20 protein-coding genes are annotated in these 22688 nt (G+C 34.8%); 9 read left to right on the forward strand and 11 right to left on the reverse strand.

Features of this window, described 5'->3' with window-relative positions:
* From RYK20_RS00900 to RYK20_RS00910, 3 genes are read right to left on the reverse strand one after another with little or no spacing between them, the layout of a single operon-like run.
* Positions 1–849, reverse strand: coding sequence for a substrate import-associated zinc metallohydrolase lipoprotein (locus tag RYK20_RS00900; protein WP_297978914.1), 849 nt, complete (start codon positions 847–849; stop codon positions 1–3).
* A 19-nt stretch (positions 850–868) separates the two neighbouring features.
* The gene (locus RYK20_RS00905; RefSeq protein WP_297978913.1) at positions 869–2410 is read right to left on the reverse strand and encodes a RagB/SusD family nutrient uptake outer membrane protein; all 1542 of its coding nucleotides are present in this window, start codon (positions 2408–2410) and stop codon (positions 869–871) included.
* Positions 2411–2423: 13 nt separating this feature from the next.
* A complete protein-coding gene (locus RYK20_RS00910) occupies positions 2424–5786 on the reverse strand; it encodes a SusC/RagA family TonB-linked outer membrane protein (RefSeq protein ID WP_314894072.1) in 3363 nt (1120 codons plus the stop codon).
* A 339-nt stretch (positions 5787–6125) separates the two neighbouring features.
* Between RYK20_RS00910 and fsa the strand changes: the two genes are divergently transcribed.
* Entirely contained in the window at positions 6126–6773 is a 648-nt protein-coding gene (fsa, locus tag RYK20_RS00915; protein WP_297977989.1) for a fructose-6-phosphate aldolase, read from the forward strand.
* Between the two features lie 49 nt (positions 6774–6822).
* On the opposite strand, the gene RYK20_RS00920 is transcribed toward fsa, so the two are convergent.
* Entirely contained in the window at positions 6823–7095 is a 273-nt protein-coding gene (locus RYK20_RS00920) for an HU family DNA-binding protein (RefSeq protein ID WP_297977990.1), read from the reverse strand.
* Positions 7096–7252: 157 nt separating this feature from the next.
* Complete coding sequence (gene fmt, locus RYK20_RS00925) at positions 7253–8197, reverse strand: methionyl-tRNA formyltransferase (RefSeq protein WP_314894073.1); 945 nt, start codon at positions 8195–8197, stop codon at positions 7253–7255.
* Positions 8198–8319: 122 nt separating this feature from the next.
* Between fmt and RYK20_RS00930 the strand changes: the two genes are divergently transcribed.
* From RYK20_RS00930 to RYK20_RS00965, 8 genes are all read left to right on the forward strand, one after another.
* Positions 8320–9387, forward strand: coding sequence for a branched-chain amino acid aminotransferase (locus RYK20_RS00930; protein ID WP_314894074.1), 1068 nt, complete (start codon positions 8320–8322; stop codon positions 9385–9387).
* Between the two features lie 6 nt (positions 9388–9393).
* Positions 9394–10308: a prolipoprotein diacylglyceryl transferase gene (gene lgt, locus RYK20_RS00935; RefSeq protein WP_314894075.1), complete on the forward strand. Its 915-nt coding sequence runs from the start codon at positions 9394–9396 to the stop codon at positions 10306–10308.
* Positions 10309–10337: 29 nt separating this feature from the next.
* Positions 10338–11399 (forward strand): DUF3810 domain-containing protein, encoded by a 1062-nt coding sequence (locus RYK20_RS00940; RefSeq protein ID WP_314894076.1) that lies wholly within the window; start codon positions 10338–10340, stop codon positions 11397–11399.
* Between the two features lie 57 nt (positions 11400–11456).
* On the forward strand, positions 11457–12941 hold the full coding sequence (locus tag RYK20_RS00945; protein ID WP_314894077.1) for a S41 family peptidase: 1485 nt from the start codon (positions 11457–11459) through the stop codon (positions 12939–12941).
* A 3-nt stretch (positions 12942–12944) separates the two neighbouring features.
* Entirely contained in the window at positions 12945–13790 is an 846-nt protein-coding gene (locus tag RYK20_RS00950) for a 1,4-dihydroxy-2-naphthoyl-CoA synthase (RefSeq protein ID WP_297977996.1), read from the forward strand.
* Positions 13791–13798: 8 nt separating this feature from the next.
* Entirely contained in the window at positions 13799–14968 is a 1170-nt protein-coding gene (locus RYK20_RS00955) for a glycosyltransferase family 87 protein (protein WP_314894078.1), read from the forward strand.
* On the forward strand, positions 14965–15891 hold the full coding sequence (locus RYK20_RS00960) for a glycosyltransferase family 2 protein (protein ID WP_297977998.1): 927 nt from the start codon (positions 14965–14967) through the stop codon (positions 15889–15891). The genes RYK20_RS00955 and RYK20_RS00960 overlap by 4 nt, the downstream gene beginning before the upstream one ends.
* 459 nt (positions 15892–16350) lie before the next feature.
* Positions 16351–17151, forward strand: a complete 801-nt coding sequence (locus RYK20_RS00965; protein WP_314894079.1) for an O-antigen ligase family protein — start codon at positions 16351–16353, stop codon at positions 17149–17151.
* Here the strand turns inward: RYK20_RS00965 and RYK20_RS00970 are convergent.
* The 6 genes from RYK20_RS00970 to RYK20_RS00995 all read right to left on the reverse strand — a co-directional run bounded on the left by RYK20_RS00970 (position 17117) and on the right by RYK20_RS00995 (position 22662).
* A complete protein-coding gene (locus RYK20_RS00970; protein WP_314894080.1) occupies positions 17117–18091 on the reverse strand; it encodes a hypothetical protein in 975 nt (324 codons plus the stop codon). The genes RYK20_RS00965 and RYK20_RS00970 overlap by 35 nt on opposite strands.
* An 89-nt stretch (positions 18092–18180) precedes the next feature.
* The gene (locus RYK20_RS00975) at positions 18181–19221 is read right to left on the reverse strand and encodes a hypothetical protein (protein WP_314894081.1); all 1041 of its coding nucleotides are present in this window, start codon (positions 19219–19221) and stop codon (positions 18181–18183) included.
* A 16-nt stretch (positions 19222–19237) separates the two neighbouring features.
* Positions 19238–20107, reverse strand: a complete 870-nt coding sequence (locus tag RYK20_RS00980) for an alpha-1,2-fucosyltransferase (RefSeq protein WP_314894082.1) — start codon at positions 20105–20107, stop codon at positions 19238–19240.
* Positions 20104–21069, reverse strand: coding sequence for a glycosyltransferase family 2 protein (locus RYK20_RS00985; RefSeq protein WP_314894083.1), 966 nt, complete (start codon positions 21067–21069; stop codon positions 20104–20106). Before RYK20_RS00985 ends, RYK20_RS00980 begins: the two co-directional genes overlap by 4 nt.
* Complete coding sequence (locus tag RYK20_RS00990) at positions 21062–21880, reverse strand: glycosyltransferase family 2 protein (protein ID WP_314894084.1); 819 nt, start codon at positions 21878–21880, stop codon at positions 21062–21064. Before RYK20_RS00990 ends, RYK20_RS00985 begins: the two co-directional genes overlap by 8 nt.
* Positions 21877–22662 (reverse strand): glycosyltransferase family 2 protein, encoded by a 786-nt coding sequence (locus RYK20_RS00995; RefSeq protein ID WP_314894085.1) that lies wholly within the window; start codon positions 22660–22662, stop codon positions 21877–21879. The genes RYK20_RS00990 and RYK20_RS00995 overlap by 4 nt, the downstream gene beginning before the upstream one ends.
* Between the last annotated feature and the right edge of the window lie 26 nt (positions 22663–22688).

Here is a 22688-nt window from a genome sequence, read left to right on the forward strand (position 1 = left end):
TTACAAATAATATTGCATTCTTTCTCGAGCGACACGTTGTAGCTGATAAAAATCAATATTCCATTCAGTTCTAAAGTATTCTACAATAAAGTCTTCTTTTTTCTTAATTGCCGTTTTCCCTGTCTCGGATAAGGCAGCTATAGCGGTATCCCATTCTGTTTTGGACTTAAGAAGCATATTCGATGTCATCTCTGCAAAATCTTCAAAAGGATTAGCCATAGAGTATGGAGTAATAAATCCCAAAGCATTAGCTTGTTCTTTGGTGAAATTATTATATGTATTGGTGTAACCTGAAGGGGTTATTTTTCCAAAATTAGGGGAAAATGGCTTCCTCTGGTTTATGATATGGCAATACTCGTGCTGAATGGTATGGATAATATGCTTTATATTTTCAGCATCAGGCTGATTAGGATCGAAAAAATCTACACGAGCAAGAGTGATTTTAGTACCATTATCAGCCAAACCAAGTGTTTCTTCGTGGGTAAGAGGGTCTAAGCTCCTTCCTCCAATAAGAGCTATCTGGCGGGGAGCCACTTGGGAAACAAAGCTAGTCCCTGCTACCTGCTCATAACTCTCAATCCATACACGTCTAATCATTTGTAGAAAAGGCTGAACTTTACTCTCTGTAGGAGGATATAGGTATCGTCCCATATCATAGTTAGCATCTACATATTTGTAATTGACATCTATATTATAAGGAGTAATGAATTGACTGCGAATATAATCGTCCAGAGATGTCCTAGGGTCTGTATCATCCTGTATGACACTTTCCTGATCAAGACTATTTTCCCTATTACAACCCATTAAGGCAGGAATAAGAGATATAAATATATAAACTATTTTCTTCATTGTAATAATATTTTAAGGATTAACGAGGATTAGGAGTTATACCAAATTCCAATGCACTGAGAGGAATCTGAAGTTCTCTTCGTGGATCATTTTTAGGCAACTCTATATTATTATCTCCATCTTTATGAACGACTTTCATTCCTAAACGTTTATTATCAAACCAGCGCAAGCCTTCTTGAACAAATTCTACACGACGAATATCCACCACTGCTTGTAACCATTCTCTTTGTCGAGTAGTGAGAGAGTAAGAAGGGTCAAAATCAGTACCTCTATTATGGTAACGCCTATCCAAGGCAGCCTCTGTAAGATAACGCTCGAACGTTAAGCGAGGAAAAGGATTTTCCTGATTAGGCCTACTACTATTATGAGTCTTAGGAATAAGATAAGTATATAGGTCTTGCCTGAACTGATCAAGATTATTAGTCATCAAATAAGCTTCCAATCGGTTGAGATACACTTCATCATAGGAAAACAAAGTTGCTGAACTATAGTAAATACGGGTACCTGCACTACGATTGATGAACTTATCATAGAACTTAAACTTAGGATATACAAGATTTCCTCGACCGTCATCCAAGGGTGAATTAGCACTTGCCCAACTGATATTAGAAAAATTCAATGGGTGAGTATTACGAGGAGATATAATCTCTCCAAACTTATTCATCGTAAGGCTATACTTATGACCCTGAAAGTAGTAGCCAAGGGTAGAACGAGCGCTTGCAACCAAGATATTAGCAGGATTAGAAGGACTAGCATAATCTACACTCCTTTCATCAAGAGTCAAAGCATTATTTGCTTTTATATTACGAAGTTTGGTTATTGGGCGACTTCCTAAGATGGCATTAGAATGTTCAATTACCTTATCCCATTCAGCTTTCATAAGATAGAAACGGCTAGCAAAAGCGTGCGCTGCCTGAGTAGTAAAATGAAAACGAGGTTGCTTGTATTTACTATCATCAAGCAGAGGAAGTCCCTCTGTGAGGTCTTTCTCTATAGCTTGGTAATAATCTTTCAGGGAAATACGGGTATACTTCCTAAATACTTCTTTTTCAGGAGTAGTTACATAGGAAAGCCCTAAGTCAGTTGCTGCAGTAGTAGGGTTATAAGGCTTACACCAGAGATAAGCCAACATAAAATGTGCATATGCCCGTGCCACCAAGGCTTCTCCCTTGAGATAGTTATACTTAGAGGAGTTTGGCAAAGCCTCATAGTATTCTAATGCGTGATTAGCTACAGCAATAGCTGCATAACAGGATGTCCAATAATCGGTAGGGGTATTATCCTCTCCATCAATTTCATTATTATCTCTCCAAAAATACATATCTGCATTAAGTGCTGATACATTAAGGTAAGAAGTTTTTTCACTTACATTATCACTCATAATCTCAGCAATATACATATAATATCTGTTAGGATAAGCAGAGACCAAGAATTCCTGAATTTCCTCTGGAGTGTCAATTTCAGTACGGCTATCGGGTAGCTCATCCAATATCTTATTACAAGCACTTAACGTAAAGAGAAAACTTAAGGCTATGAAGTATATATATTTATTTTTTCTCATAAGAGTATATTTTTTATATTCCAAAATTAATTGTAAAGGTATACTGAGGGGTAATTGGGTAAGAAACTCCTCCTGATCGGAAGAACTCAGGATCTTGCCCATTCAAGTCCTTATGTGCATAGATAAGGAAAGGATTACTTGCCTGTAGGCGCAGTGTCAAGTTACTCAATTTCAAGCTTTCCAGTACTTCTTTAGGGAAAGTATAGGAAAGGGAAATACTCTTCATACGAACAAAAGAACCATCTACAACACGTTGAGTAGAGTTATTGTATGCGCTATAAGCTCTTGAAATAAGTGCTTTGTTTGTTTCATTAAGCGTACGAGTAGAAACAATACCAGGTATATTGGTAGTAGCCTCGTCCCCAGGAGCCATCCAACGATTTTTGAATTCCTTCGGAAATACACTTAAGTCACTATATCCTGTAGCACTATAGCGAGGAGCCTTACGTATTTTATTACCTGCTTGCATTGTAATCAAAAAGCTCAGTTCCCAATTCTTATAGCGAAAAGTATTGCTAAGTCCTCCTGTAATATTAGGATCCACAGCACCTTCTTTTTTCAGATAAGAGAGAATATTGTCTCGGTCTTGAAAATCAATATCCTGATAGTTAGTACTTCCATTCTTAAGGTTGAACATAGGCATTCCCTGATTATTAAGCCCTATGAAATCATAAGAATAAAGTGTGTTACGAGCTCCTCCCAATACGTTACCTCCTGTCTCACGTACAAGGCTAAAAACACTTGCTAGAGAATTTGCCAAAGCTGTAATCTCCTGATTGAAATAAGCAAAGTTCACGCTGGTATTCCAAGAAAAATCGTCAGTTTTGAAATTACGTGTATCCACGACTAATTCAAATCCTCTGGTAACCATAGAGGCATCATTAGCATATTTGTAGATTTCTCCTCCCATACCTGAAGTACGTACAATATCCATAAGATCCTTTGAGTTCTTTTGGTAAAGGTCAAGAGAAAGATTTATCTTATTTCCAAACAAACCTATATCAGTACCAAAGTTTGTCTCATATACTTTCTCCCAAGTAAGATTTGAATTCTGTAAAGATATGATACGGATAAGTGATTCATCATAAGAGGAACGATAGCGATTAGTTATATCACTAGTAAAGATAGGTAAGGCATTTCCTGCATTTGCCAATCCAGCTATAAGCCCATAACTAAGGCGGAAAGAGAGATTGGAAAGAGTGTGCTTTCCTTCTAGATAACGTTCGTTAGAAGCATTCCAGCGACCACTGATATTCCAGGTAGGCAACCAACGTGCAGAGCGACTTCTTCCGAGCTGGTTAGTACCCTCATAGTTAAGTGTTCCTGCCAAGATATATCGGTTGCGGTAACCATAGGAAGCCTGAGAGAAGAAAGCTACCCCACGCTCACGGCTAAAAGATTTATCAAAATATTGAGAATTATCTCCTATAACCTTCTGTAGCATAAGTGGTTCTGTAAAAACTACTCCTCCTCGGTTGAACTGATATCCATAACCTTCAAAGTATTGATTATCTCTATTTGTATAACGGAACTCCTGCCCAAGAAAGAACTTAAGAGCGTGTAACTCTCTCATTTCCTCATCCTTAAGCGTTTTGTTATACTCAAAAGCATTACGAAGATAATAGCTCTGTAGATCATTCTCATCAAGCTTATAGATTCCTCCATTAGGAAGAACTACCTGAGGAAGCTGAGAAGGGTTATTAGGATCCTTATACAGGAAAGGATTTCTTTCTCCTATAATCATATTATCATTCGCACGGTACGCTCCTACTACATTTGACTGTTCAGTAATAGAGTGCTCATTGGTACTTTTAACATAACGTACAGATCCTAAGAATTTATACTTAAATTCAGGTGTAAACTTCACCTCCAAATCACCTTGGAGCTTATACTCCATCACCTTAAGGTCTATATAATTATTTTTAAGCTCTTTAAGTATATTCATAGGTGCATAATTCATACGATAATAATCGTAATCACCATTATCATCATAAGGGCGCAGCGCTCTTGAAGTATTAAGAGCATAACTAAAAGGATTGATATCAAAATTACGATTATACTCCCCTGTTACAACATTTCCTGAACGAGAGAAGGTACCTGGTGCTTTTTGATTACGTATAGAACCTTGAGCCAATACACCTATCTTTACTTTAGAAGATAAGTTATAACTTGTTTTGATATTTCCTGTTATTCTATGTAGCTTATCAGCTATACTCCAACCTGGATCAACAAAGAAACCTAAAGAACTATATATAGTAGCATTCTCACTACCTCCACTGAGGCTAAGAGTATGATTCTGAGTAAGAGAAGGGCGGAAAAGGGTTTTGAACCAGTCTGTATTAGCATACTCATATTTGCGTAAGAACGCATTTCGAGCTTCAGGACTATTTTCAAGTAGAAAACGGCCCGTAGCAGGATTATATGTGTCAATATTACGATACATAATATGATAAGGTCCCCCTTGATCCGCAGCAGCATAGGTAGCTCCTGATAGGAATCCCTTTTGTTCCAATTCTCGATAGACACTCATTGTTTCCTGTGAGTTCATAATATCAAATTGGCTGTAATTAGGAATCATACGTACAGACTCCTCAAGCTGGTAGTTGAGCTGAGTTTTGATATTTTTCTTACCACTCTTAGTTGTAATAATTACTGCTCCATTAAGCGCACGTGCTCCATAAAGCGAGAGAGCCGAGGCATCTTTAAGAATCTCTATACTTTCAATATCATTAGCATTAAGCCCTGATATAGCTGAGCTTATCAGCGTAGCAGAGTCTCCTGAAGCCAATTGCTCAAAACTGAGATTCACCACTTCCTCCTGTACAGCTCCATCTACCACCCATAACGGTTTGGTATCTCCAAAGATAGAAGATCCTCCACGTATAGTAATTTTAGGTGATGTACCAAAAGTACCTGAAAGATTCTGTACATTGACTCCCGCAGAGCGACCCTCTAACATACGAGCCACATCCACAACCCCATCCTGCTTAATATCATCAATCTTGAGTGTCTGAGAGTTACCTGTAAAAAGTTTTTTGTTAATCTCCTGATAACCTGTAAAAACAAGCCCTGTAAGCTCAGTAACATCTTCCTTAAGGGTTATATTAATCTCCCGATTAAGACCCACCTTACGTTCTGTAGGCTTACTCCCAACCATTGAGAAAACAAGGACAGCTTTTTCATCAGGCACCTTAATAGAATACTTTCCATTTATATCGGTATCTACTCCTCGCTGAGTCCCTTTTACCAATACTGAGACACCAAGAAGAGGCTGTCCCGCCTCATCCTTCACTACACCTGTCACAGTATGTTCCTGCCCATACAGTCCTGTTATACACAGGAACCCTAACAGGAGATACAAGCACTTTTCTTTCATATCTTTATATATTAATTCAATTAGTTATGCAAAAATACAAAAAAAATAATAATTAAAAGCATTTTTTCTCTATTTTTTTTAACTTTAAAATAAATATTTAAATAAATATGTAATTTAGACACTACAAAACACTATGAAATATACTGTTTTTCAACGAAATACAAAAATATTTAACCATTAACTTTTATTATAAACAATATTAAAGTAAATAATTTATAACAATGAATTTTTGTTAATAATTAATTAATTACATTAAAGAAACATCTATTTATATATTTATTGATTATAAAAAGAGTTATTAAGGAGAAAAATAGTATCTTTGTACCCAAAATTATAGTAATGAAATTCTTTATTGACACCGCTAACCTAGCACAGATTCAAGAAGCCGAACATCTAGGCGTATTAGATGGAGTAACTACGAATCCTTCCTTAATGGCAAAAGAAGGTATTCGAGGGGAAGAAAATATCCTAGAACACTATAGAAAAATATGTGAAATAGTTCCAGGGGATATTTCGGCAGAAGTAATAGCTACTGATTATGAAGGAATGATCCTTGAAGGTGAAAAACTAGCCTCTCTTTCCCCCCAAATTGTTGTGAAAATCCCTATGATAAAGGATGGTATCCGTGCCATTCGTTACTTTTCAGAAAAAGGGATTCGTACAAATTGTACGCTTGTATTCTCGGCAGGACAAGCTCTTTTGGCTGCCAAAGCGGGTGCTACCTATGTTTCTCCTTTTATAGGAAGGCTAGATGATATTTCTAATGATGGGCTTGGACTTATCGCGGATATTCGCCTTATCTATGATAATTATGGCTATAATACCCAGATACTTGCAGCTTCTGTTCGGCATACAATGCACATTATTGACTGCGCTAAAATAGGAGCAGATGTTATCACCGCTCCACTTTCTGCTATCTTAGGTCTCTTGAAGCATCCTCTTACGGATAGTGGCTTGGAGAAATTCCTCTCTGATGCCAAAGGATAAAAAAAGGGCTGTACTTATTCTAAGTACAGCCTCTCTTTATTGTTTTTAATTAGTTTACAGCATTAGAAAGTTCTGCTCCTGCTTTGAATTTTACTACTTTTTTAGCAGCAATTTTAATAGTTTCTCCTGTTTTAGGATTTCTTCCTTCTCTTGCAGGTTTTTCAGATACTGACCAAGAGCCAAAGCCTACTAAGGAAATTTTATCTCCTTTTTTCAAGGTCTTCTCTATGCTAGCCAAGAAAGCTTCTAAAGCTTTTTTTGCATCGGCTTTAGAAAGTCCAGCCTCTTCTGCAATAGCGTCTATAAGTTCTGTTTTGTTCATAAAAAATAAAATTAAATACTTAATTCGTTAAATACAGTACAAAAGTAGTATTTTTATTGAGATAAAGTGCATTATTGATCAAAAAATATTCTAAAACAAGCAACTTTATTATTTTATTAGCATTTAGTTTGTTTTATTTTACAAAAATATAGCTCTATTATAGGAAAATATCTTCATCTCCGAAATGAAAACCATTTAATAGTTCCTTGGCTGTCATACGCTTTTTTGAAGGAAGTTGAAGCTCTTCTATCTGCAAAAATCCGCCTTGAACAGCTACCTTTATAGATTTATTGTCTGCTTGAATACTCCCTATCGAAAGTTCGTGAGCTACCTCTATAGGACTTGCTACATATATCTTAACAGGAATTTCTTCTCCTTGATGGTGTAATATTGTCCAAGCAGTAGGATAAGGAGCCATTCCTCGAATAAAGCAATCTATAGAATTCAACGAAGCTCTCCAATTAATACGAGCCGTTTCTTTGTGAATCTTAGGAGCTTCCTTAGTAACCTTCAAGGGCTGAGCAAGGGGGGAAATTTTATCATTTGCTATTTTTTCTATTGTTGTAAGAACAAGGTCTGATCCTATTTCCATCAATTTATCGTGAAGAGAACCAGCTGTTTCTCTTGCTTCTATAGCAATTTCTTCTTGGAGAAGAATTGAACCTGTATCTATTTTTTCATCTATCAGAAAGGTAGTAACTCCTGTGCGATTTTCTCCATTAATAATAGCCCAATTAATCGGAGCCGCTCCTCGATAATCAGGCAGTAAAGAAGCGTGGAGATTAAAAGTACCCTTTTTAGGCATCTGCCAGACTACTTTAGGCAACATCCTAAAGGCTACTACTACTTGTATATCAGCTTGAAATTGCCGAAGCTCTTTTAAAAATTCTTCATCACGTAAGGAAATAGGTTGGAGCAAAGGAATATTCTGAGAAACAGCATATTTCTTCACAGAAGATTCTTGTACTTTTTGCCCTCTTCCTGAAGGCTTATCTGCAACTGTTACTACAGCGACTACTTGTAATCCATTCTCTACCATTTTCTTAAGTACCCCTGTTGCAAAATCAGGAGTCCCCATAAATATAATTCGTAGGTCTTTCATTATCCCTAATTTTTGAGGGCAAATATACTAAATTTAAAAGACTTATCGAAGGTTGGAAATATTTTTTTAGCAAATATATGTAAAGCTCAAAAAAAAATAGTACCTTTGCAAGAAAAAAAATAATGAACACTTCCAATTTTTCTATCTCTGTTAAAAAAATTACTCAAAGCAAACTCCCTAATATTGATTTTTCAAAATTAGCTTTTGGACATATCTTCTCTGACCATATGTTTGTATGTGATTACAAAGATGGTAAATGGCAAAATCCTCGTATAGAGCCCTATGCTCCTTTCTTGGTAGCTCCCTCTATGAGTGTATTCCATTATGGACAGGCTGTCTTTGAAGGAATGAAAGCCTATAAAGATGATAAAGGAAATGTTTTTCTCTTCCGTCCTACTGAAAATTATGCTCGTATGAATAAATCCTGTAGGCGAATGGCAATTCCTGAATTCCCTGAAGAATTATTTGATCAAGGACTAAAAACTTTAGTAACTTTAGATAAAGATTGGGTACAACCAGGAGTTGGTAATTCTTTATATCTTCGACCATTTGTAATTGCTACTTCAGAAGGCGTACAAGCTAATCCTGCTACTGAATACCGATTTATGATTATTACCTCTCCAGTACAGAGTTATTATACTACCAAGGAAGTAAAAGTAAAAATAGCTGATCACTATAGTCGTGCTGCTAATGGAGGTTTTGGTTTTGCGAAAGCTGCAGGAAACTATGCAGGACAGTTCTACCCTACTGCTTTAGCCAAAGAAGAAGGCTTCCAACAGATTATCTGGACTGATGATGCTACCCACGAGCTATTAGAAGAATGTGGTACAATGAATGTGGTATTCCGAATAGGTAATACACTTGTCTCTCCTCCTCCTACAGAGCGTATTTTGGATGGAGTTACACGTAAAAGTGTATTAGCTGTAGCCGACAAATTAGGAATTGACTTTCAATCACGTCCTATTACAGTTACAGAGCTTATAGAAGCTGCTGAGAATGGAACTCTTCAAGAAATTTTTGGTTGTGGAACAGCTGCTGTAATCAGTCCTGTAACTGCTTTCAATTACAAGGGTAAGGATTACCAATTACCTACTATAGAGAAATCTTATGCTTCACAAATTAAAGAAATTTTAATTAATATCCAGTATAACAAAGCCGAGGATCCTTTTGGTTGGCGTGTAAAAATTTAATTTTTTATGGATTGGAACCCAAATCAAGTCCTCTGGGACTTAGGTTTTTTTCAGATACGTTACTATAGCCTAATGTTCGTTATTGCCTTTTCATTAGGTTTCTATATTATGAAGAAGATTTTTCTCAATGAAGGAAAATCTTTGGAAAAACTAGATGCATTAGTCATATATGTTGCAATAGCTACCCTTTTAGGAGCACGATTAGGACACGTATTTTTCTATGATTGGGCTTATTTTAAGTATCACCTTAGTGAAATTCTTATTCCTTTTCGCTTCTCTCCTAAGTTTGAAGTCATTGGTTTTTCAGGCTTAGCCAGTCACGGAGCTGCTATAGGAATCATTATTGCTATGATTTTGTACATCCGTAAATATACTGAATTCAAGCTATCATGGGTGCTTGATCGCATTGTTATTCCTATCACTATTGGGGGAATGTTTGTACGATTAGGGAACTTTATGAACTCTGAGATTAATGGCAAAATAGTAGATAAATCCTTCCCATTGGGAGTAAAATTCTTACAATCTGGGGACTTTGATGTGCGCCAGGCAATGGAGCTTACAGGTACTTATACACCTCAGAAAGCGTTTGAAGTAATTGCTCACAACCCACAGTTTGTTGAGATTTATAACTTAATTCCTTATAGACATCCAGCTCAACTATATGAGGCTTTTTGCTATTTTATCCTCTTCTGGTTTCTTCTATATTTATATTGGAAAACAGATAAAGCTAAGCAACCTTATTTTATCTTTGGAGTATTCCTAATCGCCTTATGGACAATCCGATTCATTGTAGAATTTGTAAAAGATAGCCAAGGAGGTATAGAAAACACATTAGGATTATTCTCTACCGGACAATGGTTAAGCATTCCATTTATCATAGCGGGAATATTACTACTTTTTGCTGGGAAAAAGAGAGTCTAATCTTATTCTTTTGAACTTAAAAACAAATAATGAGGCAAAAATATCCTTTTTTATATAGAATTTCTATCTATTTGTTCCTTTTTTCGTGTATTTATATTCTTTTTCGCTCGCAGGAACAAATTACAGAAAAGGTATATAGCCAAGGAATTTATCCTTATATCAGTTCTTTTTGTCGTTTTGTTTTGGGAATAATTCCTTTTTCAGTAGGAGATATACTCTATATTCTGATTCCTATAGGAAGTATTTTCTGGTTTATCAAGAGCTACAAAGTTCTCCGAAAGAATCCTTTTATTATTTTACAGAAAATAATACTATTTATTACAATTATCATTAGTAGTTTTTATTTTCTATGGGGATTCAATTATTATAGAGTTCCGTTATCTAAGCAATTTGGCTGGGAATTATCCTATACAGAGGCTGACTTAGAATTTGTTACAGATAAGCTCATACAAGAGGCTAACGGACTCCATTCTTTACTTTCAACTAAGCCTGAGGAACTTCTTTCTTTCCCTTTTACTCAAAAGGAAATTTATGACAAAATTCCTCAAGGATATGAGATTATAAGGAACAAATTTCCTGAATTGATTCTTAAGGGAGTGTCTATTAAGTCCTCTCTGTATAGTAAAGGGCTTAGTTATATGGGGTATAGTGGCTATCTAAATCCTTTCACGGGAGAAGCTCAGGTGAATTCGCTTGCTATACAATATAGCTTTCCTACCGTCTGTGCGCACGAGGTAGCACATCAGTTGGGATATGCCTCTGAGAAAGAAGCTAATTTTATTGGATTTTTAGCTACTTATCACCACCCAGAACCCTTTTTCAGGTACAGTGGTACGCTTTTTGCCTTGCGCTATTGCTTAAGTGAAATTAGAAAGAGCAATCCAGATAATTACACAAAAAAGGTAGCTCTACTTCGTGAAGGAATCTTAGAAAATTACAGAGAAGCTTCTAACTTTTGGAGACAATATGATAATCCTCTAGAGGTTGTCTTCAAGGAGAGTTATGATACTTTTCTCAAAGCCAATGCCCAATCAGGAGGTATCCAAAGTTATGACTATGTAACAAGCTTGCTTATACATTATTTAAAATGAGGTTTATTATAATTTTTTTAGATAATAATAAAAAAACACACTAAATTCATTATAAAAATGAGAAGAATAATACTTTTTATACTCTGCATTATTCTCTTTTCCTGTAGTAAGGTAGAGGATAATCCTCAACATTTCAGTAAAGAGCGAAAAGAGGCTGCTCTTGAGAAAGCAAAAACTGCTGATGATTATTTCCTTGTAAAAGACTTCATTTGGAAAGGGCTCAATCAGTATTATTTATGGCAAGGAGAAGTACCAGCTCTGTCCGATACACGATTTGAAAAATCAATAGCTAATACAGATGCCACTAGTGAAAATTATGTAAAATATCTTAAAGGTTTCCGTTCTCCTCGTGAGCTATTTAATTCTTTGTTATATAATCGACAAGGGGTATATGGAGACCGATTCAGCTATATCACAGATAATTACGAAAAATTAGAAGAAAGCCTACAAGGTTCTATTCTTAGTACAGGAATAGATTACAGTATAGCCTGGACTTCCAATGGGCACATTATAGGATATGTGAGATATGTAATTCCCAACTCCGATGCTGAAAGAAAAGGAGTTAAGCGAGGAGATATTTTTGCAAAAATAGATGGACAAGAACTCACTTATAGTAATTACCATAGTCTCTTGAATAATCAGAGTAGTTCTCTTACTTTTTCTTTTTATACCATTAACAATAAAACTCTTACATTTAAAGAGAATAAAACTATCTTACAAACTACTATGAGAGAAGATCCTATTCTCCTTCATAAAGTTATCCCTATAGAGGGAAAGAAAGTGGCTTACTTAGTCTATAATGGGTTTGTAAGCAAATATGATCTTGAGCTGAACAATGTTTTTGGTACTTTCAAGGCAGAAGGAGCTACAGAACTTATTCTTGATCTTCGATATAATCCAGGAGGGAGTGTACAAACAGCTATCTACTTAGCCAGTATGATAGCTGGAGCTGATACACAAAAAATTTTCATAAAACAAACTGCCAATGCTAAGATGTCTCGCATTTGGAAAAGCTATTACTATTTTGAGAATAATATTCTTGGAACTCCTATCAATAACCTCAACTTATCTAGGGTATACATCCTTACTTCCCATCACACTGCTTCTGCTTCTGAACTCATTATCAACGGGTTAAAGCCCTATATGGAAGTAATTCAGATAGGAGAAACTACTGTAGGGAAGAACTTAGCTTCTATTACAATCAAAGATAGAGAACACCCTGAAAACAAATGGGCTATCCAACCCATTGTAATGCGCTCTGAAAATGCTAGCGGGTTTGGAGCTTATGAAGAAGGTCTCTCCCCCACTATAGAACTGAGTGAAAATCCCTTAGACTTAGTCCCGTTAGGAAATCCTAATGAAACTTTATTAGCCAAAGCTCTGGAACAAATCACAGGGAGACAAACTTTCTACGCTTCGGCAAGAAGTTTCCAATCACGAACAAATGCCTCTGGAATTTATATTCTCAAAGAACTTGATAACTCTAAGAGTTATTCTCCCTATTATCACCGAATGTTTGTAGATAACCCTTTTACTGAATAAATAATGAATACAGAAATTCTCTGGCAAGAAGCCAAAAAATATCAAGATATTACCTATAAAAAGTGTAATGGAGTGGCACGTATTGCCTTCAATCGTCCTGAGGTAAGGAATGCTTTCCGACCTCGTACTACTTCAGAACTCATAGACGCCCTTAAGGACGCTACTGAAGATACCTCTATAGGATGTGTACTTATCTCAGCCGAAGGTCCTTCTCCTAAAGATGGTATATGGGCTTTCTGTAGTGGTGGTGACCAAAGCGTACGAGGTAAGCAAGGTTACGTAGGAGAAGATGGTGCTCATCGGTTAAATATCCTTGAAGCTCAACGTTTAATTCGTTTTATGCCGAAAGTAGTCATTGCTGTTGTCCCAGGCTGGGCTGTAGGAGGAGGGCACAGCCTACACGTAGTATGTGATCTTACTTTGGCTAGCAAAGAGCACGCTATCTTCAAGCAAACAGATACTGATGTAGCTAGCTTTGATGCTGGATATGGCTCTGCTTATTTAGCAAAAATGGTAGGACAGAAAAAGGCTCGCGAAATCTTCTTCTTAGGGAGAAACTATTCTGCTCAAGAGGCTTTTGAAATGGGAATGGTGAATGCTGTTATCCCTCATAAAGAGCTAGAAGCAACCGCTTATCAATGGGCTCAAGAAATTCTACAGAAGTCTCCCACTGCTATCAAGATGGCAAAATATGCGATGAACCTCACTGATGATGGAATGGTGGGACAACAAATATTTGCAGGAGAAGCCACCCGCTTGGCTTATATGACTGAAGAAGCAAAAGAAGGACGTGATGCTTTCCTTGAGAAGCGTAAGCCTAATTTTGAAAAAAAATGGATTCCTAACTAAAATCTTTTATGCTTAAGAAGCTACTTTATAACGAACGCTTTGTAGGTATCCTTTGGGTTGCCTTAGCTTTGGCTACTGTTATCCAAAATGTTATCCTACGAACAAAGTATAATAACTATCTTATTTTTGAAGGCGTATTCTGGCACACCATAAAGCAACTTCCCTTATACCTCCCCTACCCTGATGAATATGGGGATATGAACCATTATGGGATTTTTTTTAGTACTATCATAGCTCCTTTTGCCCTCCTCCCCACAGGAATGGGCTGTGCCTTATGGATATTAGCTAATGTAGCTTTTCTCTACTGGGCAGTCCGTCAGTTACCACTCTCAAAGGAAGGAATTATAGGTATTTTACTGATAGCTGCACACGATATGTATACCGCTGCAGCTATGCAACAATTTAATATCAGTGTTATAGCTTTACTTATAGTAGCTTTTGTCTTTATAGAGAAAGGAAAAAGCCATTGGGCAACCCTTTTTATTGTTATTGGAATACTTACAAAGCTCTATGGAATTGTAGGATTGGCTTTTTTCTTTTTTGCTAAAGATAAATGGCGTTTTGTATGGTCTGGACTCTTGTGGATTGGGCTTCTTTTCTGTCTACCTATGTTATTCTCATCCTATGAATATGTAATTTCTCAATATCAGGATTGGTTTCTTTCCATTTCTGAAAAAAATGGTGAGAATATGAATGCTTCTCTTTATAATCTACAGAACCTCTCTCTTTTAGGCTTTTTACAACGTACAGGAATTTATAATAACAACACAGTAGTCATACTACTGGGCTTGATACTCTTTACTTTCCCTTATATTCGGATAAGCCAATATAAACACTTAAGATTCAGACTAATGTTCTTAGCTTCAGTAAGTATATTTCTCTGCTTATTCAGTACAGGAACAGAAAATAGTACCTATATTATAGCATATGTAGGAGTTGGAATTTGGTTTATGGTCACTCCTAATAAGAATGATATACTCAAGAATATCTTATTAGTTCTGGCTATACTTGCCTCGCTCTCTCCTACTGACCTCTTTAAGCCTTTAAAAGAACCTTATATCATTCGGTATTCTCTCAGAGCTGTACCGGTAGCCCTTATATGGCTTACTCTTGTATGGGAAATGTGCTTTTTAGACTATACAAAACCACTTACAAACACCAAAGAAACTACTTTATGAAAAAGATAGATATTGTTGTACCTTGTTATAATGAAAGTGAAAATATCCACGTACTGTATAATGCTATTAAGGATGTTTTTACTAAAGAACTCCCATCCTATGAGTTCCGTTTGATATTTGTAAATGATGGTAGTAGCGATCAATCACTCCTTGTCCTCCAACAATTATCCAAAGAAGACTCAAGAGTAAAATACCTTTCTTTCTCCCGCAATTTTGGACACCAATTAGCTGTAAAAGCAGGTCTAGATTATGCAGATGCTCCAGCAGTTATTTCAATGGATGGAGATATGCAACATCCTCCCTCTTTAATTCCTACCTTAGTGCATAAATGGGAAGAGGGTGTCCAAGTGGTAGCTACTCTGCGTACCTACCCTGCAGAAATTCCAAAGAAAAAACGCAAGAGTTCCCAACAATTTTATAAACTACTGAACTTACTCTCAGACATTGAAATAAAAGAAGGTTCAGCTGACTTCCGCCTACTTGACCAATCTGTTGTAGAGGTAATCCGTCAAATGAAAGAAAACGAGCCTTTCCTACGAGGTATCGTTCCTTGGGTAGGCTTCAATCAAGTATATGTACCCTATACAGCTCAGGCTCGTTATTCAGGAGAAACCAAATACACTCTAAAGAAAATGTTCCAATTAGCCCTTAGTGGAGTTACTTCTTTCAGTGTGAAGCCTCTATATTTTGCAGTATTCTTAGGATTTTTCTTTTCCTTGCTTTCAGTGTTATACGTACCTTATGTGATTTATTCTTTCCTCAATGGTTCAGAAATCTCTGGTTGGGCATCCCTTATTATGACTATTGTCTTTTTTGGAGGCTTACAACTGATTATTTTAGGTATTATTGGGGTGTATATAGGAAAAATATTCAAGCAAACCAAAGAAAGACCTGCTTATATAATTCAAGAAAAATATTTATAATATATTCCAAAGAAAAAACTAATGAAACTAAACAAAGACTTTTTTAGTAATATTATCAGCTACTTACCAGTGGCTATATCTTTATTTTTATTGGCTATAAGCGTTACCTATATATCAAATTACAGAGATGTTTGGTATGCCTTGACTATTACCTTTTGCGTAGATTTTTTTTACAATAAAAGATATCTCTCTTTCAAATTTGATAAAATAAGAATCTATTATAGTGTTGTTTTTCTTTTTTTCTGTTTATTTTTCATCTATCAACCTTTTGAGAATAGCTCGACCTATTCTCATTTATTATTAAGAAATAGAATCTGCCTATCGGGGCTTGCTCTTTGTGGGTTCTTGGGACTTAATAACAAACACAAATTGAGTTATTATCTTAACACAATTATTATTAGTGCTGTTGCTTCAATCATATATTTAATCTTTTTCAAGATAGGAATCTCCTCCTTTATAATGTCTGAGAATAAGATGTTTTCCTTCTATAATGCTCGTATTCTGTTTGTGAATAATCATATGGTATATAATGTCTATATGAATTTGGCTATTATCAGCATATGGTATATTGTATCCAATCAATACAAAATGCTACAAAAATGGAAATTGGGATTATATATTTTAAGTTTTCTATTTATTTTTGGGGTCTTATCTATTTCTGAAGGTAGAAGTGGCTTCTTGATGTCTCTATTTATTATTTCTTGTATTTGCTTAAGAGAGGTTTGGAAAAGAAATAAATATGTTACCCTGATTGTAATAGGAATACTTTCAATTTTTGTATATAATAAAGTCACCCATCATCAACGTATTTCTGAAGAACAAATAAAGGGAGAACCACGCCTATTTTTGTGGGAAACAGCCAAAGAGGTTATTATGGAAGCTCCTATATTAGGAAGGGGAGCCAATGATGCTCAAGAAGCTTTTAACAAAGCCCGAACAGAAAGCTTAGATGAAACTTTTAAGCATTTTTGGCAACCTACAGATTTTGTAGATAGTCATAACCAATATATACAAACCACTATGGAATTTGGCATTATAGGGCTTTGTCTGCTATTATTCATTTACTTTTCTCCTTATTTTTTTGCTGAAAAAAGGAGAAAAATATTCTCCTTTTTTGTCATTACTATCTTAGCTTTTCAATCAGTTTTCGATATGTTTATTACAGGACAATTTGCCAATTTGTTTATGGTATGTACCTTTATGATTCTACAATGTAGAGATGATATCAGCCCAAAAGACAATCATATAACCAAGCTTTGAAGGAATAGCTCTCTACTACCTCAGTAGGGAGTTTTTCATAATCAGAACGTATAAACTTTTCTAAGTCTTCTAAACTATCCTTATGTAGAATAAAAATATTATTAGGATTGTAGAAGTCATAATCAACAACAGAGGCGTTATTGGTAATTAGCTTTTTTTCATACTTTAAAGATTCAAAAAAACGCAAAGAAAGTCCATTGTGCCCTATTGCTTTAAAATCTAAAAGGATTTTAGCATTTTTAACCATTTCTAAGTATTCTCCAAAGTCTATTTGCTGATCAAACAATCCTATATTTCTATTATTTATAGTAGGTCTTTTATCCTTATAATGAAGTAACTGAACATCGATAAAAACATCATATTTAGCTAATTCATTAACCACAAGAGTTGTGTCCTCTATTCGAGAAGGTGAATAACTTCCTCGATAGAAAACACCTTCATTTCTATAGGTCTTATTTGTGACCTCTTCTCCCTCAAAAAAGAAATTATGAGTCAGTCGCAAATTTGAATAAGTCTCTCTGTATTTTTGATAATCTTCTGGATCAAACACATAAAAAGTATCAAACATTGGAATACAAGCAAATACTTCTGGATATATATTGAGTCCATCCCACTGATATCCTATTGTTTTTTTTCCTAATCTTAATAAATCTTGTAAAGCTTCTTGAGGAATCAGGTCTGGACGTATAATAAGTACATAATCAAGACTTTTTTCTGGTATATCCTTAACCCATTCTTTATAACAATCTATATCAAACTGCCTTCTTAGCTTGTTTTTATATTTTTTGTCTAAGAGAAATGTTTTCCTCAGAAAATTAATTATCTTTTCTTTCTTCTTTCTATAATGAAAGAAATTAGGAGGAAGTATAAGTTTCAAGTCCATTCCAACCTCCTTCATACCTTGAGAAAAATTTTCATATATGCTGAAATGATCAGGCATACATAATAAGATTTTTTTTTCCTTTAGTAAAGAATACTCTCTGTTTTTTTTCGTATTATTTATATTCACAATATTGACTTTTATTTTCTTTATCCACACAAACAATCATATATCCAAGAACTGAAAGAATACTTTTCTACCAATTCAGGAGGTAATTTTTGATAATCTGAATGCAAAAAGGCTTCCAAGTTCTCTAAATTATCTTTATGTAGAATAAAAATATTATTAGGGTTGTAAAAATCATATTCCTTTACTGAAAAATTGTCTGTAATAATCTTTTTCTCATACTTTAGAGCCTCAAAGAAACGGAAAGAAAGACCATTGTGTCCCAACTTGAAATCCAAAAGAATCTTAGACCTCTGTACTTTCTTTAAGTAATCTATAAAATTTATTTTCTCAGAAGTAATTTTTATATTTTTATTCGATAAAAAAGGTCTCTTATCCTTATAAACTAATTCAATATCTGTAGGAATATTATATTTATCTAATAATTTTTCTACAAAAATAACATTTTTTATTCTATCTTCAAAATAACTTCCTACATAAAGAGCCTTTTTCTCTATGTTCTCTACTGTGATTGTATTCTCTATATTTTCAAAAAAGAAATTATGACTTAATTTTATATTTGGGTATATTTCTTTATATTTCTGGTAGTCTTTAGGATCAAAAACATAAAATGTATCAAACTGACCAATATTATCAAAAACCTCTCTATCAGGATATTGCTCTAATCCATTCCAATGATAAGCAATATTTTTCTTTCCTATACGCAAAAGTTTCCCTATCTGATTATCAGTGACAAGATCTGGTTGCACAAAAAGCATATAGTCAATACTTTTAGATTCAATATTAGTTGTCTTATCGAGAAAATATTCAATATTAAATTGTTTTATCAGTTTATTCTTATATTGTCTATCTCCTAAAAATACTTTTCTAAGAAAATTAATCATTCTATCCCTCCATCTTTTATAATAGAATACAGGAGGAACTATAAGGATAAGTTCCATTCCCAAAGCTTTAATATTTTCAGCGAATAACTCATATATATTAAAGTAATTGGGCATACATAGTAAAATACTTTTCCCTTTTAACTTAGAAAGATCTTTATAACTGTCTGTATCGTTCTTCATAATATCTGGTAAAAGATTATATTTGTACCCAGTAAGGAGGATATGGTGATTTCTCTGGCATCGGTATTTTCCAAGGTTCTTTGGGAACGATAATATTTGCTCGCTCTTTATATTTGGAAAGATAAGCTCCCCACCAAGAGAAGGTACTATTTCCAATCACATAGTTCTTAAATTGGGTAAGTAAGTATAAATCTTGGAGTACTGTATTTCCTTTAACTAAAACTACTTCATATTGTTTGGACAGAGTTGTAATAATATCCTCTATTCCTTCAAAATCATCAGAAAGAATATACACCTTTTCCAGATTAATTCCTTGAGAGAGCTTAGCCAATCCCTCCAAATAATGAGGTGTTTCAATAATATGAAATAGAGCCCTGTTTTTTTCCTTTAGAAAATCTCCTCTGCGGATATGGAGTACTACATCATTTTCAGTGATGGAAAATTGCCTTGTATTTCCTGCTAATTCTTCTATAATTTTGTAAAGTCTCTCTATAAATTGAGGGGTTTGATAAAGATAAGACTGATACCACCCCATATGAAGATATATCTTAGATTCATATTGAGTCGCTGGCTCTTGGAAAACAGCAAATTGTCCTTCTTTTTCTACTTGTAATGCTATATATTTTTTAAAGAAAGATTTTTTAGCCATCTTTTTAGCCATTGAAAAAAAGAAATAACTTAATCCACTGATAGGAAATCCTAATTTTTCAGTAATTTGAGAATAAACATTACGTTTTTTCTTGTCCTTAGTATCCTTTTTTTCACGATCTGCGCTATACATACATATAGGCCCTACTCCTTTTTCTTTTAAATAAAAAGCATAAGCCAATATGTAAAGTTGATTCCCCAGTCCACCTTGCTGGTATATATAATGTTTTTGTTTCATCTCTTTTTAAATTGTATATAAGTATTATATAAAAAAGGAAGTTTTAAAAAAGAGAAAATCTTCCATCTGTATTTGAAAGGGATTTTTTTGTATTCATTTGAATAAAAGGAAGTTAATCTTTCTTTCATCACTTGTTCTATAGATTTTTCTACCTCTTTAGAGAAAAGGTAAAAACGTTTAATAGCGAAAAGACTTTGCTTGGCTGTCTTTTCAACAATTCTATTCCAATTAGGAAGTTTTTCTTTGTATTGGCAAGCAAAATCATACATTTCCATCACTCCCAAAAAGAAATGAAAAAATTTCTCTCCACCTTTTTTATTAGAAAGACTATTAGGGTACTGAATATAATTGTATAAACAGTTATTAATCATCACCACTTTTGTTGCCTTATCAAAAAGAAAAAACATAGATGCATAGTCTTCAAATATTCTTCCCATTGGAAAAGAAAAATTCTCTAATAATTCCTTTTTGAATAGTTTCCCCCAAGCATAACTTTTTAGTTGTCCATCTTCCAATAGTAAAGCTAAAGCCTCTATATGAGAGAATAGTTGTACTTTCTTATCTTTCTCTTGTGGAATTTCTTTTCCTTTAGTATCTATAAGTGTATACTGACAGACACTTATATCAGCATTGTTATCTATTAGTGCTTTATAAAGTTCCTCACAATAGGTTGGGGTTACATAATCATCACTATCTGCAAAACATACAAAATCCCCTTCAAAATGTTTCAGACCTAAATTCCTAGCTCCTGAAAGTCCTTTATTTTCTTGATAAAAAACCTTTATTTGTGGATATTGCTCATACTGAGAAAGAATCTCTGCTGTTCTGTCTTGACTCCCATCATTAACCACTAATATCTCTATGGGAGCATAGGTTTGATCCAATAAAGAATCTAGACAACGTGACAAATAAGTCTCTCCATTATACACAGGAACAATAATAGATATAAGTGGATTATTCATAGATTTTTACTTGCTCAATTAAATTATTTATCTGTTCCACTCCATTTGTACAACGGATATTTTTATTTTTCTTCAGCTCTTCTACCATCCGCAAGTGAGCCTCTGTAGGCTGCTTGGGATATGTATTATGCTCCAAATGGAATTGTATAGCACCGAACTTTAATTTTCTTTGTTTGCAACCCAAATGAACCAATCGTTGAGCAAACTCCCAATCTTCAGGCCCCCAACCTTGAATATCCATATTATAACCATTGATGGCAAGAGCATCTGCTTTCCAATAAGCCATATTTCCACCTCCTACTCCATCTCCTGTTGCTTTTTCTTTAGGAGAAAACAACTGATTATAGAAAGGTATTCTAATACCGTGTTCTCGCATAGTAGTTCCTTGTAGAAAAATAGAAGCCCTGAGACTCTTTTGGTTAAGTAATCTATCTGTTTCCTTCTGACTAAGACATACTCGACGTCCTTTTGCTATACACTTTTCCTTAGCAAAATTAATATGATCTGCTATGAAATGCTTCTCCAATATTAGATCTCCATCCACTTGAATGATATAATCTCCTTTAGCTACCAAAAAAGCCCTATTGAGAATGACTGTTCTACGGAATCCCTTATCTTCGTGCCAAATATGCACCAATGGAATAGGAAATTTTGCTCGGTAATTATCTATTAATTCTTTTGTATCAGGAGTCGAACCATCATCAGCAATCAAGAGTTCATCAGGTAAGTGTGTCTGTCTCAGTACGCTCATCAGACATAGTTCTAAAGCATCTGGTCGATTATAGGTAGTAATGAGTAAAGTTGTTTTCATCGGTGTAATTGCTGATATTCATATATTTTTGCCAAACAAGAGAATTTATATTGAGCCTTAAGAATGGCAAAGATAAATCCTTTCTTACCATCTAAGAAACCTTTCTTAATAAAATAGTATTTTACAAACCAAAAGAAAGGAGAAAAGAGTAGTTTGCCCCAGCCTATCCGCTTGCCTTTGCGACGTTCTACCTCTTGAGTACTATAGTTATTATTCTTACTGAGAATGGTTGTCACCGAATCATTAGCCAAGTGCTCTGAAGCTAAGTCTGTTCTATGGCGTGGTAACCTGATAACCTCCCCTTGTACCTTTACCGTTGAATGAATTTCTTTAGGCCAATCAGCACCTTCTTTTCTAAAAAAACGCAATTTAAAATCAGGAAAAGCCGAACGCATATACTGATCTATAAAATAATTTTTAAAAGGAATATACACCCCTCCTATGGCAGAATTTTCAGTGATTTGATAGAGGTATTCTCTAAGCTTTGGAGGAACAGTCTCGTCAGCATCTATGACTAAAATCCAAGGATAATCTGCTTGAGCTATGGCAAAATTTCGGGCAGGTTCCACATAAGGATAACGCTCACAATAGACTATTTTACAATTGTACTTTTCAGCTATTGCAATAGTGTTATCTGAGCTATGCATATCACAAAGTACAATCTGGTCAAATTCTTTCACGCTTTCCAAGACTGTAACTAAGTGTTTTTCAGCATTATAAGTATTAATCACTACAGATATTTTCATCCTATCAATTGTCTCTTTTTCTACAAATTCTATCAAAAAGCAAATTTAGGATTTTTTGAGGA

Source organism: uncultured Capnocytophaga sp. (assembly GCF_963525585.1).
Lineage (GTDB): Bacteria > Bacteroidota > Bacteroidia > Flavobacteriales > Flavobacteriaceae > Capnocytophaga.

Excerpts from the sequence above, each read along its gene's own strand:
- RYK20_RS00900 (WP_297978914.1), bottom strand. The coding sequence starts at position 849 with ATGAAGAAAATAGTTTATATATTTATATCTCTTATTCCTGCCTTAATG.
- RYK20_RS00905 (WP_297978913.1), bottom strand. The coding sequence starts at position 2,410 with ATGAGAAAAAATAAATATATATACTTCATAGCCTTAAGTTTTCTCTTT.
- RYK20_RS00960 (WP_297977998.1), top strand. The coding sequence starts at position 14,965 with ATGAAAAAGATAGATATTGTTGTACCTTGTTATAATGAAAGTGAAAAT.
- lgt (WP_314894075.1), top strand. The coding sequence starts at position 9,394 with ATGGATTGGAACCCAAATCAAGTCCTCTGGGACTTAGGTTTTTTTCAG.
- RYK20_RS00975 (WP_314894081.1), bottom strand. The coding sequence starts at position 19,221 with ATGAAGAACGATACAGACAGTTATAAAGATCTTTCTAAGTTAAAAGGG.
- RYK20_RS00950 (WP_297977996.1), top strand. The coding sequence starts at position 12,945 with ATGAATACAGAAATTCTCTGGCAAGAAGCCAAAAAATATCAAGATATT.
- RYK20_RS00980 (WP_314894082.1), bottom strand. The coding sequence starts at position 20,107 with ATGAAACAAAAACATTATATATACCAGCAAGGTGGACTGGGGAATCAA.
- RYK20_RS00940 (WP_314894076.1), top strand. The coding sequence starts at position 10,338 with ATGAGGCAAAAATATCCTTTTTTATATAGAATTTCTATCTATTTGTTC.
- RYK20_RS00920 (WP_297977990.1), bottom strand. The coding sequence starts at position 7,095 with ATGAACAAAACAGAACTTATAGACGCTATTGCAGAAGAGGCTGGACTT.
- RYK20_RS00965 (WP_314894079.1), top strand. The coding sequence starts at position 16,351 with ATGTCTGAGAATAAGATGTTTTCCTTCTATAATGCTCGTATTCTGTTT.
- RYK20_RS00945 (WP_314894077.1), top strand. The coding sequence starts at position 11,457 with ATGAGAAGAATAATACTTTTTATACTCTGCATTATTCTCTTTTCCTGT.
- RYK20_RS00970 (WP_314894080.1), bottom strand. The coding sequence starts at position 18,091 with ATGCCTGATCATTTCAGCATATATGAAAATTTTTCTCAAGGTATGAAG.
- RYK20_RS00910 (WP_314894072.1), bottom strand. The coding sequence starts at position 5,786 with ATGAAAGAAAAGTGCTTGTATCTCCTGTTAGGGTTCCTGTGTATAACA.
- fsa (WP_297977989.1), top strand. The coding sequence starts at position 6,126 with ATGAAATTCTTTATTGACACCGCTAACCTAGCACAGATTCAAGAAGCC.
- fmt (WP_314894073.1), bottom strand. The coding sequence starts at position 8,197 with ATGAAAGACCTACGAATTATATTTATGGGGACTCCTGATTTTGCAACA.
- RYK20_RS00955 (WP_314894078.1), top strand. The coding sequence starts at position 13,799 with ATGCTTAAGAAGCTACTTTATAACGAACGCTTTGTAGGTATCCTTTGG.
- RYK20_RS00985 (WP_314894083.1), bottom strand. The coding sequence starts at position 21,069 with ATGAATAATCCACTTATATCTATTATTGTTCCTGTGTATAATGGAGAG.
- RYK20_RS00990 (WP_314894084.1), bottom strand. The coding sequence starts at position 21,880 with ATGAAAACAACTTTACTCATTACTACCTATAATCGACCAGATGCTTTA.
- RYK20_RS00930 (WP_314894074.1), top strand. The coding sequence starts at position 8,320 with ATGAACACTTCCAATTTTTCTATCTCTGTTAAAAAAATTACTCAAAGC.